We start from the raw sequence: 13,581 nt of genomic DNA on the forward strand, positions 1-13,581 counted from the left end.
AGTTCACCTATTTGGTTGCATCCCTTCCCTCAATCCCATAAGGTGATGGGATCTACACCCCGAACTTCTTGGAGAGATCCACCATGTCCAGCACGCTCCGCTGTGAGCAGTTCGTCAGCGACGAAATCTGCCTTGTTCATTGCTACCATCGCTGTGTCCGTCGCGCCTTCCTCACAGGCATCGATGAGCTCACCCAGAAAGACTACACCCACCGCAGAGAATGGATTCGCCAGCGCCTGGAGTCCCTGGCCTCTGTCTTCGGTATCGACGTTCTCCAATATGCCGTCCTATCCAATCACCTCCATGTCATCCTCCGCAATCGCCCCGATGTCGTGAAGACTTGGTCCGACGTAGAAGTCGCCACCCGCTGGCTAAGACTCTTTCCAGGCACCCGAATCCTCGATGTCTTGGCCGAGCCCAACGAGGAGGATGTCCGAAGCGCTGTAGCCAATCCCGAGAAGATCCAAGAGTATCGCAGCCGACTCTCCGATATCTCTTGGTTCATGCGTTCTCTTGCAGAAGTCATCGCTAGGCGAGCCAATGCAGAAGATGAATGCAGTGGCTGCTTCTGGGATGGCCGATTCAAAGCGAAGCGGCTTCTCGATGAAGCGGGTTTGCTGGCCTGCGCCATGTATGTGGATCTCAATGTCTTGCGCGCGAACCTGGCCGCAACAATCGAACTCTCGATGCACACGTCGGTGTTTGATCGAATCGAGGCTGCCAAGGGAGCGATGATCGAATCCTCGGCTCTGGATCGTATTCCCTTGTCCCGGGAGGAATCGATCGCGAGGAGGACCAAGATGACGCTCGAGGAGCAGAAGAAGGCTCGTAAGCAGACTGGCCCCCGTCCACTGGTCCCCCGAGACGCCTGGTTGGCCCCTTTGACGCTCGACCCCGGAGTGGACGCGTTTGATCCGCAGGCCAGCACCAATGGTCTGCGCGCCAGCAACCGAGGGTTCTTGACGATGAACCTGGAGGACTATGTGAAGTTGTTGCAATGGACTGCTAAGCAGAAGGATCATCCGCCAGGGAGCGTGTGTCGGGTTCCTGAATCCTTAGAGCCCTTGTTTACCGGCTTGGGAGTGGAACCGAGCATGTGGTGCGACTTGGTGTGGAACTACACGAAGTACTTTGGGACAAGCCGTTGTAGTGGGAATCCCAAGGCGATGATCGCCGACGCGGAGCGGACCCACAAACGCTGGAGTCGCGGCCAGCGCCAAGCTGCCGCTTGCTTCGCCTAGCGGGGAGCGCTTCGCGACAACTGGCCAGTAGCAAGGAGCAAGGAGCAAGTGGCACCTCTAGCTCCGGTTCCCCACCTTAGAGCCTGAGCCAGAACGTCCGCTCTCCAGTCTCCCGCTCTCCAGTCTCCCGCTCTTCGCCCTCCTGCATTCTCGGGTCCGGCTCGCCGCTGCGCCCATCCGAGCCCAATCCCTCTAAATTCCAGCCCCCCAGGCCACTTCCGCCCCCACATCCACCCCAAACCCAGTTCCCCCTCCGTCCCCGCCCCCTCCAAAAGGTGGGTGCCTACTATTGCCTTCTCGGCTTCCGGCTCGCCGCTGCGCCCATCCGAGCCCAATCCCCCCGAATTCCAGCCCCCCAGGCCAATTCCGCCCCCACTTCCACCCCAAACCCAGTCCCCCCTCCGTCCCCGCCCACTCCAAAAGGTGGGTGCCTACTATTGCCCTCCAAAAGGTGGGTGCCTACTATTGCCTTATAGGTGGGTGCCTACTATTTGAGGAACGATTGCGCTGCAATAGATGGGTACCTCGGATTTGGTGCTTCCAACAAAGTGTGGGTGCCTGCTATCGGGAATGTTTCGTTGCGTCTTGGCGCCTTTGCGAGAAACCTCCACCCAGAAGGTGGGTGCCTCCAATCGGGAATGCCATTACCAGCGTTGGGTGCCTCCTAACGGGAATGATGCTAGCGAGTGGAGATCAATCAATTCCTCGCAGCGGTTCTTTCAGCATCAAAATGTTACGATCCGCATTGGATAAAAGTTTTTGGAGCCGCCGGTTCTCGTTCTCAAGATCTTTGAGAAGATTAGACTCTTCGAGCTTGATTCCGCCGTACCCATTGCGCCAGCGAGGGTACGCGGCTGCGGGGATTTCAAACGCCTGCAACACGACCGCGAGATCTTTCACTGCATTGAGCTTAACGTCCGCGTCATGCCGTTTGGCGATGATTTGTTCTGTCGGGCGTCGTTATCGTTGTCTTTCTCTTCCTCATTAACAGATACTGTCGCTCCGAAAACATTCGATAGACCTCGAAAACATATGGGCCCGTCCGTCGGAGTGTCCAGCTCCAAATTAGAAGGTTGGGAAATGGAACGGTCAGAAGTCGCACCCATGCGTGTCGAGAAATGGAGCGACTATCGCACTTCGCCAGGTACCAATGGCGTTTGCTAAAATCAACCTGGACATCCCCGAAATCGCGATGGAATCGTACTTGTGGGATACTCTTTACATGGGTGCCATCGATTGATGATCGATTGATGGTGTCTACCTGTAGGTGGTTGCCAGAGCAACTCCAAGATTTGCAATCAAACATTTGGAAGGGAGCCATGAGTCGTTCCACATCAGATATCTTTCTTGAAGCAGCCATCGAGGAAGCGAAAAGAGGACTTACCGAAGGCGGCATACCGATTGGATCCGTGCTCGTGATCGATGGTCAAATCGTTGGGCGAGGACACAACAATCGCGTTCAAAAAGGGAGTGCTATTCTTCATGCAGAGATGGATGCACTGGAGAACGCAGGACGTCTTTCCGCGAGCGATTATCGTCGATCAATCTTGTACTCAACCCTTTCCCCGTGCGACATGTGCTCGGGAACTGCGCTCCTTTATCGAATTCCTCGTATAATCATTGGTGAAAATCGAACGTTCCAAGGCCCCGAAACGTACCTGCGATCCCGTGGTGTCGTAGTCGAAACTCTTGACGATCCAGAATGCGTCAAACTCATGAGCGACTTTATTCGTTTAAATCCCCAACTGTGGAATGAAGACATCGGCGAGTAACGCTATCAACTATTCGTCTCGGTTTGCGGCTCGATTTCTTGATCGGCCATTCGACTTGCCATCTCCTGTCGGGAGCGCTTCGGTTTCCGAAGTTGGAAATGCTTGTTCAAGCTTCGCTTTGATCCCACGTTTACTCGGGTCGTTTGCGATGTTCGTCCATTCGTTGGGATCATTGGCATGATCGTATAGTTCTTCGCTACCATCGGCATATCGTATGTAACGGTACCGGCTATCTCGCGCTGAATGATTTCCCCGACCGTGGGAACAAACTGCGATCGAATCCCAATCGCTGTTTGGGTCTTTCAATAAGTTTACCAGGCTCAACCCCTTCACATGCCCAGGGACTTCCAAGCCCGCCAATTCGCATAAGGTTGGATAAAGGTTCGTGTAATCGACTGGTGCATCGCAACGCGCCGAAGCGTTCGTCACTCCTGGAGCGGCGATTGCAAACGACGTGCGTGTGGATTCTTCCCAAAGCGAAAACTTGCGCCAGTGCTGTTTTTCGCCAAGGTGCCAACCGTGATCGGTCCACCACACGACGATGGTCTTGTTCTTTCGAGGACTGTTTTCAAGGCCATCCAAAAGTCTACCAACTTGATCATCGAGGAAGGAGATTGTGGCTAAGTAGGCTTGCACACCCTTTTTCCACTGGTCTGCCTTGAGCACGGCCGCATGATCTCCACCCTGCGTCGCCATCTTGACGCCTGCTGAAGGAACATCACTGAGATCGCTTTCTAGGACTGAGGGGATTTGGATAGTGCTCAGAGGAAAGCGATCAAAATATTCGCGAGGAACATACCAAGGAAGGTGGGGTTTTACATACCCGACCGCGAGAAACAAAGGTTGTTCCAAAGGCGCGGTTTGCAATTGATTCACGGCCCAATCGGTCAGTTTGTAGTCCCCCATTTCCTCCAGCTTCGCGTCCAACGGTCCCCAATCGAAATGCCCTTTGTTCATCCCAGTAAGATTCGTATCTCTTTCACGAGGCGAAGGAAAAAGCCCCTTCCACTCGGTCCATCCATCCTTGCGGCCTTCCGCTGCAAAGTTATGGTAAATCTTTCCTGCTCCCAAGGTACGATAGCCATTGGCTAAAAAGTGCCTATTGATAGTGACAACATCCTTCAAGACGTCTTGGGCTGGGTCTCCGTTTGTGTAGATACCCGTTTCCCACGGCCTCATTCCACTCATCAATGCTGCTCGAGAAGGATTGCAAGCTGGCGCTGCACAATGGGCATTTCGGAAAGACATCCCTCGCGCGACAAGGCGATCGATGTTTGGCGTTTTGGATTGTGGATGGCCTCCCAGGTGCCCGACCCAATCATTTAAGTCATCGACGGCAATAAAAAGAATATCTGGCTTTTCGCCTGCCTGCGCTGGCGAGACGCTCGCGACACTACCGAACCACTGCGTAAGTAGGATCGCGAGTATCATGATCGCTTCGTTACGACGCAAGAGCAGGTTGATCACTATTGAAAACCTTCATAGGGAGAGTGGGTAGGGCGAACGCAGTCGGAATCTGCGAGTGCAGCTATCTATTCTAGCACCATCCCCACGTGGAATCTCTTCCATGTCTATGCGCTTCGCAAAACTTCAAGGCTTTGGACAACATGCTCAGCAAATATTTCCGCAACGGGTGAAAGCTCTTCTTTCTTCATCAATGCCAACTCCGAATTGGCAAGATGAGGAAGTTTCGATTCCTTCCTCATGGAATGGATTCCGTCCGGGATCATGTGCGCTGGCAGGACGGTGATTCCAAGCCCCGCCTTGACGGCTGCTAAAGTCCCCGCCAAGCTGGGACTGGTATAGCTGATATGCCAACTTCGTTTCGCTCGATCCAATGCAGCCAACGCGCGGGCGCGATAAATACAAGGCTGTGGGGATAGAACGAGCGACAGTGGCTCTTCAGGTTGATATCCATCCGCCAATGCCCATACAAGCGGCTCCCTCCACACTTTGGTCCCCCCTCGCACACGCTGTGGATCACGTTTGACCAAGATCACGTCAAATTCCCCGCGTTGAAACCCCTCGATGAGATTGAGGGTCAAGTCGCACGACACATTCAGCTGGACACGCGGATGGTATTGGCGAAAACTCGCTAGCACCCCTGGCAAGTAATGCGTTGCGAAATCTTCTGGTGTACCGAAGCGAATCGCTCCTTGAACATCGGGCTCACGAATGCGGCTATATGCTTCCCATTGGAGCTGTACCATTCTCTTGGCATACCCAAGAAATATCTCGCCTTGTTGTGTCAGCGCAACGCGACGATGACTGCGATCGAACAGTTCGCACCCCAACTGTTCCTCCAGCTTCTTGATTTGCATACTCAATGCAGACTGCGTTCGATTGACTGTGGCAGCCGCCGCACCAAACGTCCCAGTCTCCGCAATGGCAATGAAACTCCTGAGCTGAAGGCTGTCAATGAAAAATGGCATACTCTACATATTCGCTTTTATGATCGATCATATCAAAACAATCGATTTTACGAATACAGATCGATTGTGTAAAGTACGCCAACGCACGAAGCAATTCCCTCAGATCAAGGGGCGTTGTAGTACGAGTAACGAGCAAGGAGAAGGCATGTCGATTATTCAGATAGTCGTATCGAACGGTGTTGTCCTGGGTGAGATCTCCCTTGTTCTGGCGTGTCTGATCGGATTCATCTCTTGGAACGTCCTATCGTTCTCATCTCGATATATGAGCGGTGATCGCCTTCGGCAACAGCACCTCATTGGGTTGTCGCTGTTAGCGATTGCGTCCATGGTGTTCGTGATCGCAGACCACCTTTTTGTGCTCATGGGGGCTTGGCTTGCATGCAACTTGCTACTGGTAAAGTTGATGGTGCATAAACGAGAGTGGAGGGCAGCGGTTGAGTCTGGTCGGCTAGCGATTCGCTCGCTACTTATCGGGTTTTCATTCCTGACAATTGGACTACTGCTATTGGCAAATAGCACAGGCACAACGTCTCTTCAGGTCATTGCTCAGACCGAGATGTCAACCAGTTGGAGCCTAGTACTTTCATTGATCTGCATTGCTATCGCTGCCTGGGTTCAAGGTGGGATTTGGCCATTTCACCGATGGCTCCTTTCTTCTTTGAACTCGCCCACTCCCGTCTCGGCCATGATGCATGCCGGGGTGGTGAATGGCGGGGGTATTCTACTGTTACGACTGGCCCCTATCCTGTCCGGTCAATCCTGGCTGCTTCCATTCCTGTTTCTCGTGGGGCTTGTTTCTGCCGTACTGGGAACAAGCTGGAAGCTACTTCAATCAGATGTCAAACGCATGTTGGCCTGTTCCACGCTGGGGCAGATGGGATTTATGATGATGCAAATTGGGATGGGACTCTTTGGACCAGCCCTGTCCCATCTCTTTTGGCACAGTCTATTCAAAGCCTATCTGTTCTTGAGTTCCAATTCGGTCCTTGCAGAGAGACGAAACGAAACCGCTCGCCCTATCCGATCCGTTCAGCAAGGGGCGGGGGTCATCCTCGCTGGTACTTGCGGCGCAGCAACATTCTTGTTGACGAGTCAATTGTCGATCGAGATCGGAACGACATCGATTGTTATGGTCTTGCTCGCGTGGATGACATCTGCACAAGCAGCAGTCGTTCTGTTATGCCAGCGATTGACGCTTCGGAGTTTTTGCTCAGCCGCTGCGAGTGGAGCGTTTACCGGTGGCCTCTATGGCTTCAGTTTGTATTCCGTAGAAATATGGGTTCCTTCGCTGCGAACTATCACGCCGGAACCCATGGGAGTCATTTATGGAATAGGTGTAACTCTTCTGTTTTTGCTCTGGTTAACGATGTTGCTGGGAGGATCCGAATTGCTTGAGCGATCTACGATTGGAAAGCGACTCTATGTAAGTGGGATGAACGCCAGCCGATCCACCGCAAAGACTGCGACATCCCTTCGCACTGCGTACAAAATTTGAGGAGGAAAACATTGAATACGACATTTTCCTATCGTTCGCCCCAATACGAGCTTCAGGACGAGATTGCTTCTGTCCAGCAGTGGATATCCAACGCCTCGGATATTGTTGCACCAGTTTGGCCTTTGAAATCGATGGTGGCGGTCAATCCACTTCGGGGTTTAGAGCATTTGCCTTTTGAGCAAGCGATTTTGGAATCGGACCGTTTCGTTCAGGAGATGGAACAAGACGCGTGCACCGAGGCATCTATCAATCGAGAGCTTATTAAATGGTGTTTGGCGTTTTTTGATGAAGGCGTTTCCGTTCTCTCAATGCCTGGACGCCACGAGGGCTTTTACAGGGCATTCCGGGATTTGGCACCGTTCGACCGATGCCTGACGCGATTTCCACATGCAAAGCAAATTCTGGAATCGCTTCCCCATTGTCCCTCGCAGTCGATCCTGGAGAGTTTAGATCGATTATCTGTTCCAGTGGACATGCGGGAAGAGTTTCTTCGTTCCACCCTCGCAGCATTGCCAGGGTGGGCTGGTTATGTCAAATGGACGGAGAATTGGCAATCACCAGGCGAATGTTCTCATCGCCCTGCCAGCTTATTGGAATTTGCCGCAGTTCGATTGGTTTTGAAGCGGATCCTTCCCGGATCGAGCAAGGGACCACGACCTCGCACATTGCAGCCAAACAAGAGAGTCGAGGAGCTTGAAGCACGAGAACAGGCCTATCGATCGAGCTTGATGAAGAAACTGGAATCGGCCCGCGTGGGACAGGGATCTGCAGGGTCCAGCACCTGCAAAGCTCAGTTGGTCTTTTGTATCGATGTACGCTCGGAGCCGATCCGAAGGGCGATCGAAACTCACGCAGATTATGAGACGTTTGGGGCCGCAGGTTTTTTTGGACTTCCTATTCGATGGAAAAGTTGGAATCAAGCAGAATCGGTCCCATCTTGCCCGGTTCTTCTTAAACCTCGGCATGTGGTCCACGAGCTTCCGAAGCCATACGCGTCGTCTCGAAATTGGTTTGCTCATGCCAAGCAGCGTTGGCATCAGTATTTGACGAATGCTTACCGGAAGCTGAAGTATTCGTATGGGACTCCGTTTTCTTTAGTCGAGATCGCAGGTCCCTGGTTTGGATTGCGATTGGCACTGCGATCTGGGAACATAGCCTTTGCAGCGGATTCTCACTCCCGCAGGAGTCGCGGGCAACATCCGAAGCCCGAGTGCGATTTGGACTTGGATGGAATGGAGTTGAGACAGCAAGTCGATTATGCAGAGAGTGCGCTAAGAACGATAGGTTTGGTGAAGGGATTTGCACCGTTGGTTGTTTTCTGTGGTCATGGTGCGAGTACCTTCAACAATGCGTTTTCTGCTTCCCTCGACTGTGGAGCTTGCGGCGGACGGCATGGTGGTGGAAACGCTCGCGCCCTGGCCATGATCTTGAATCGTGATGCTGTCCGCCATGTATTAAGCGGAAGAGGTATAGCGATTCCCGATGCAACGTTATTTCTTGCAGCATCGCACAATACAACCACCAGTTCATTAACTTTGTATCGATCTAACGAAGCTCCAGTCGAACGACAGCTCGATATCGAAGAGCTTCAACGGAATCTCCATGCGGCTTTAGATCGTCGCAATGAGACTCCACAATCCTGGTCAAGTGCAGTCCGACGGAGTCACGACTGGTCGGAAGTTCGGCCAGAGTGGGGGCTGGCGCGAAACGCTGCCTTCATTGTGGGTCCCAGGAAACTCACGCGCGATCTGGATCTCGATGGTCGGTGCTTTCTGCATTCGTACGATTGGCTCACCGACACAAAGGGCGAGATTCTCTCATCCATTTTGACAGCCCCTATGGTGGTGGCCCAGTGGATCAGCAGTCAGTATCTGTTTTCCACTTTGGACCCAGTTCGGTTTGGCGCGGGAAGTAAAGTGACGCACACGGTGGTTGGAAAAATGGGGGTGATGCAAGGGAACTGTAGTGATCTGATGCACGGATTGCCGTTTCAGTCCGTATTTGCCGCGGACGATCTTCCCTATCATGAACCGCTACGCTTGCAAACGATCGTTTATGCCCCAAGGCAGCGGATCGAATCGATAGTCCGCTCTCAAGAGATCTTAAGACGACTGATTGGCAATGGCTGGATACATTTGTTGTGCATGGATCCAAACGATCATAGCACTAGCCTGCTCGCACGCGATTTCCAATGAGTTCCATGGGAGCCGACCATAGAATCAGGTGCGTGAAAATTTTCGCACGTACCCTCCGTGCCAGACTAGTGCAATGCGATCAACCTGACCGGGCGGCTTCGAGAATTCGTATCAGCTCGCGTAGATCGTTTTGCGGTACGTTGGCGAGGAGGGCGGCATGGGCATCCAAAAGAGGTGCATCGATTTGCTTAAGCTGCTGAGAGCCTTCTTTGGTTAACGCAATCTCAAATACTCTTCGGTCGTGGCTGGATTGTGTTTTGGAAATGTAGCCTAAAGCAACCAACTGATCGACAACTCGCGTGATAGCCGGTGCAACTTGAACCATCCGGCTGGCTACCTCCAAACAGGGCAGCGGGGCTCCCTCCCCACGAAGAATGCGTAGCACGTTGTACTGGGTCAAGGTAAGTCCGTATTCTCGCAGCAGCCTGGCAAGCCGATTTTCGAGAAGATCGCTCGTACGCATAATGGCCAATGTCGCTTCTTGTTCGAGCGAGTCAAACGGCCCTTTTTTTTTCAGTTCGTCCTGAAGGGAACGGCTCATAGTCTTTCTTTAATTGGCTCGTCAGTCCCGATCCTGCTCGGGCTCTGCCCACACTCGTATTCGCCCAAGGTCATCAAATTGCACATGGATCAAGTTGGGATTGCAGCAGACCGGGCAATCCTCCACGTACGATTGTAAAATCCCTGCGGATCGATCAATTGGAATCACAATCTCTTCGCCACAAGCATCGCAAAGATAAGCTCCCTCTTCGGCAGCCGAAGCCCCCGCAGGGACCTCATCGCTGCTTGCTAGCCGAGTGTCGTCGTTCTCGGACACAGGTATCGATTCGCCTGAGCAAAGCATTCTACATGTCCAGCAAAGGACCGACAGGGAGCTTTCGTCGGCGAGTCGGTGATCTTCTCCGACTTCGATCAACACATCGGCAGGCAGATTGCTTTGTTGAACGAGCAAGACCGAGTCCTCGAATGGAATCACTTCGTCATTGCGACTATGCAGGACAATCGATTTGGGGGTTAAGCGAGATACGGTCCCCCACTTTCTCCAAGCAGGACAAAGCAAAACGAGCGGGGTCTGTCCATACTCCAAGTTCATGGCGATCGCTCCACCTCTGGAACTTCCAACAATGACATCCGGACGCTCTCGATCGAAGATTGTTTGGGCCGTTTGAAGAGCGAGATCAAAGTTGTTATCGTCCAATGGTGGATTGATGACCTCGAATCCAGCCTTTGCCAAGGATGTAGGCTTCACCCCACCCACGACGCTCCGCCAACCATGCAAGAATAGGATTTTTGGGGACATCTTTTTCGGCTAGGTCTCGAGTTAGTTCAAAAAACTATTGTAGTGCCTTGATCAAGGCAGGGGCAATAGAATCCCGTTGGCGGATGGGTTCAAGCGGAAGGATGGAGATGGGCATAGGTGCTGCCCACCCGAGAATCACAACAGGGCTTAGTACCGTTTGGATTATTGGAACAGACCTTTGAGATCAGAACCGTCGCCCATAATTCAGTCTCCCTTTCAAACGTGGTTCCGTGGGTCCTGCCTTGATGAGCACTTATTCCCCTTCGCGACCGGATGCAAGGATTCGGAGGTCCGCCGCTGAAAAAAGTGCTGCTGTAGGTTCTGCAGAAAGGGCATACTCATCGGAATGCTTGCCGCTATATCGGCAGGTCGACCTGTCGGGATCTTCCACGGGAGCTCGGTTTCGGCGCCATATCGAGTCAACTTAAACGAGTCACCCCACAACCAGCCTTGTTTCTGATCGAATAGCACGGTTCGCTTGAACAAATACTGCATCACCTTTGCTATGCCCTTGCGAGTCGTTGATTTCCTTGAAGCCATCGAGATCGATACTTGCGATTGCGGCAGGAGTTCCATACCGTGCACAACGAGATTTTTCGTGTCGCGGTAAGCGTTCCCATCCTCGACGCTTGAAGATTTCGATCAGTGCGCCCCATTAGTCTTCTTGCTTTGCACGCTCGGCTCGATGGCGCTCTGAAATTGTTCGCAATTCATGATTGAGTATCGTGGTAAGCATCCGGTTCCAAAGTTAGAGTTCAGGGAGTGAAACCACGATTTTTACTCGGTGGGGATTTGGATCGATTGCACTGAGAGCACCAGAGTGTGTGCCATCTCGATTGATGAGCGGTACACCGATGTGGGCACCAAATAGGAACTTGCCGGCAAATCGTAGCATTGGCATATTCCGGTATGAGATCGGACTTCGGTGCAACGCAGGGTGATTTCCCTTGAACCATTTTCAAAAAAATGAGTCCGTCCAGCGAAAGATGTCACAGTTCTTGACATCGTATACAAGGTCCTAGGCGTCGAAAACGTTCCAATCGTGTCCTACGGTGCGGGTGCCCCTCAACAATTTCCATTGCTATCGCGAATACATTTGTGCCAATACTTCTTGGGTGGAGGCGCGATAGTCCGCATAGGGTGAGAACATATCGATCATGATTGGTTCCGATGGAACGAGAGACAGTGACGCGTGGTCTCGAGACCACGCGGTTCCCCGGAGCACTCGAAAGTTGTGTCTAGGATGGCCGCGGGGAGAGGTAATCGTACGGAAACGCAAGTTCCGCGACCTGATTCGCTACGCAATTCGATGCTGCCACGCGATGCATCGATATCCCGTCTCACGGCAACAAGGCCACTCACTGAGCCCGAGACGCCCAACGCATTCCGCTTGATCGAAAAGCCCGGGTGGAAAATCAGTTGGATTAGTTCGTGATTGGACAGAATGTCGTCCGGTCCGAGGATCCCTCGTTCTTGAGCCATTTTGCGAATGCGTTTGGGATCGAGACCTTGTCCATCGTCATGGATTTCAATGTAGACGTATTCATTTTGCTGGAATGCTTGAAGCGTTATAGTTCCGATTGCTGGCTTACCTGCGGTGACACGTAACTCTTGAGAGGTCTCAATACCGTGGTGAACGGCATTGCAAATCACTCGCAGCAAAGGCTCCGTTATTTGGTCAACGACGGGTTACTCTACTTCGGTATTTTCTCCCACGATATGAAAATCGATAGGTTTACCTAGCTTCTTGGAGAGGTCACGAGCCAAGTGCTCCATTGTTTCGAAGGTGGGACCGATGGGAACCATTCGGAGTGCAAGGCTGAGTTCTTGGAGATCGCGGGTGACTTGGTTGAGTCGAGCAAGACTTCGATTAGCGCTGGCATCTCGGTGATTGGAAGTGAGCAGATCCTGCTGGACCATGGCCTCCGCGATCACCAATTCTCCGATCATGTCCACCAAACGATCCAATCGTTCGCGCTGAAATCGCTTGGACATCGGTTTTCCGCATAGCCTTGAACACGGTTCTGACAGGTCCGATCCCCACACTTGTGTGGGGGTTGAGGACAAGGTCTCAACGAGATGGCTAGGGACGATTCCTGCCTGGGCCAACTCCGAGTCCAGAGTGGCAATACGCCTCAGAGACTCAAGAAGACAGGATAGGGTTTGTCTGATTTCTGGGTCATTCTCTGAGCCATCCCTTCTGGATAAGGAGCGGAACAATCGTTTCAGCATATTGGTGGCTGCAAAGATTCCGTCGATGCTTGCCCCTTTTAGAAGTTTTTTCCCGTCGCGAGCTAGTACCAATAGATTCTCCGCCTCGTGGGCAACCGCATGGATCGATTGCAACCCCATAAATCCGGCTACACTTTTGATGGAATGGAAGGCTCGGGATATGGACCTAAGGCTTTCTTGGTTGGTGGGAGCGGTTTCTAACGCGATGAGTTCGGCTACGATCGTGTCGAGGTGGCATTGAGCCTCACGAACGAAGCCTTTCAGGAGTTCTGGGCTCGGGGAAGACGGACCGATGTGAACTTCACTAGAATTCATGTGCTTCGAATCCAATGGACCGGTTTTGCACATGTCATCCGAGAGCAGACTGGGGATTCCAGATTCTTCCCAGGTAGATTCTTGGCGCACGATCAGCTGGACAGCAGCGACGGTCTTCAGCGCGACAAGGAGCGGATCTTCTTTGGAATGTTGTTCTCTGGAAGGAAATCGCGACATGAAGATCGCAGACTTCTGCAGCGCAGTCGCACAGCGAGGGTCGATAGGTTCCATGAGACAGGCCAATTCAAGAAGCTGGGACTCGATTTGATGGAGGTCCGCATTCGTGCTGCCATTCGCATCGAGCAGGCTCAGGGCAAGATCATCTAGAAGCGATGTAACTTCGCTCATCTGGTCATCCTTCGCAATCGAGTTCTTTGGAAAAGTGCGAAAGGGTAGACCGCAAAAAGAGATGGGTTTAGTCGCAAAATGTCCTTTGCAGTCCTTTGCAGGAAGATCCATTCGTCTGGAGGAGCAGTGGCGCAGGAACATCGAGATCTCGGAGACTTCAGAATCTCACGCACATTGTCGAAGTGAAAAATGATGCAAAGTTCACGGCGATGAATTCATGCAGGGAAGCTATGTGCCATCCTTTATGGGGA

12 protein-coding genes are annotated in these 13,581 nt (G+C 52.4%); 4 read left to right on the top strand and 8 right to left on the bottom strand.

Annotation, left to right across the window (positions count from 1 at the left end; translation table 11 throughout):
- Positions 1–83: 83 nt before the first annotated feature.
- Positions 84–1,241: a hypothetical protein gene (locus VN12_RS02800; RefSeq protein ID WP_146675402.1), complete on the top strand. Its 1,158-nt coding sequence runs from the start codon at positions 84–86 to the stop codon at positions 1,239–1,241.
- 693 nt (positions 1,242–1,934) lie between these two features.
- Here VN12_RS02800 and VN12_RS02805 read toward each other — a convergent pair.
- The gene (locus VN12_RS02805) at positions 1,935–2,141 is read right to left on the bottom strand and encodes a hypothetical protein (RefSeq protein ID WP_146675403.1); all 207 of its coding nucleotides are present in this window, start codon (positions 2,139–2,141) and stop codon (positions 1,935–1,937) included.
- A 419-nt stretch (positions 2,142–2,560) separates the two neighbouring features.
- Here VN12_RS02805 and VN12_RS02810 point away from each other — a divergent pair, with 419 nt between their 5' ends.
- Positions 2,561–3,013, top strand: coding sequence for a nucleoside deaminase (locus VN12_RS02810; protein ID WP_146675404.1), 453 nt, complete (start codon positions 2,561–2,563; stop codon positions 3,011–3,013).
- Positions 3,014–3,022: 9 nt separating this feature from the next.
- Here VN12_RS02810 and VN12_RS02815 read toward each other — a convergent pair whose 3' ends face one another.
- The gene (locus VN12_RS02815; protein ID WP_146675405.1) at positions 3,023–4,444 is read right to left on the bottom strand and encodes a sulfatase; all 1,422 of its coding nucleotides are present in this window, start codon (positions 4,442–4,444) and stop codon (positions 3,023–3,025) included.
- A 140-nt stretch (positions 4,445–4,584) separates the two neighbouring features.
- The gene (locus tag VN12_RS02820; RefSeq protein ID WP_146675406.1) at positions 4,585–5,445 is read right to left on the bottom strand and encodes a LysR family transcriptional regulator; all 861 of its coding nucleotides are present in this window, start codon (positions 5,443–5,445) and stop codon (positions 4,585–4,587) included.
- Between the two features lie 145 nt (positions 5,446–5,590).
- Here VN12_RS02820 and VN12_RS02825 point away from each other — a divergent pair, with 145 nt between their 5' ends.
- Together VN12_RS02825 and VN12_RS02830 are read left to right on the top strand one after the other, a co-directional pair.
- Positions 5,591–6,940: a proton-conducting transporter membrane subunit gene (locus tag VN12_RS02825; RefSeq protein ID WP_168164175.1), complete on the top strand. Its 1,350-nt coding sequence runs from the start codon at positions 5,591–5,593 to the stop codon at positions 6,938–6,940.
- Positions 6,941–6,951: 11 nt separating this feature from the next.
- Entirely contained in the window at positions 6,952–9,135 is a 2,184-nt protein-coding gene (locus tag VN12_RS02830) for a DUF2309 domain-containing protein (RefSeq protein WP_205855173.1), read from the top strand.
- A gap of 79 nt (positions 9,136–9,214) precedes the next feature.
- Here the strand turns inward: VN12_RS02830 and VN12_RS02835 are convergent, their stop codons facing one another.
- From VN12_RS02835 to VN12_RS02860, 5 genes are all read right to left on the bottom strand, one after another.
- Positions 9,215–9,676: a MarR family winged helix-turn-helix transcriptional regulator gene (locus tag VN12_RS02835; RefSeq protein WP_146675408.1), complete on the bottom strand. Its 462-nt coding sequence runs from the start codon at positions 9,674–9,676 to the stop codon at positions 9,215–9,217.
- A gap of 21 nt (positions 9,677–9,697) precedes the next feature.
- Positions 9,698–10,435: a CPXCG motif-containing cysteine-rich protein gene (locus VN12_RS26345; protein ID WP_240491307.1), complete on the bottom strand. Its 738-nt coding sequence runs from the start codon at positions 10,433–10,435 to the stop codon at positions 9,698–9,700.
- 433 nt (positions 10,436–10,868) lie between these two features.
- Positions 10,869–11,081, bottom strand: coding sequence for a diguanylate cyclase (locus VN12_RS26740; protein WP_146679774.1), 213 nt, complete (start codon positions 11,079–11,081; stop codon positions 10,869–10,871).
- Positions 11,082–11,590: 509 nt separating this feature from the next.
- Positions 11,591–12,097 carry an ATP-binding protein gene (locus tag VN12_RS02855; RefSeq protein ID WP_205855174.1) on the bottom strand — a complete coding sequence of 169 codons (507 nt, stop codon included), beginning with the start codon at positions 12,095–12,097 and terminating at the stop codon, positions 11,591–11,593.
- Positions 12,098–12,124: 27 nt separating this feature from the next.
- Positions 12,125–13,330 (bottom strand): Hpt domain-containing protein, encoded by a 1,206-nt coding sequence (locus VN12_RS02860; RefSeq protein WP_168164177.1) that lies wholly within the window; start codon positions 13,328–13,330, stop codon positions 12,125–12,127.
- Between the last annotated feature and the right edge of the window lie 251 nt (positions 13,331–13,581).

Source organism: Pirellula sp. SH-Sr6A (assembly GCF_001610875.1).
GTDB lineage: Bacteria > Planctomycetota > Planctomycetia > Pirellulales > Pirellulaceae > JBKCUI01.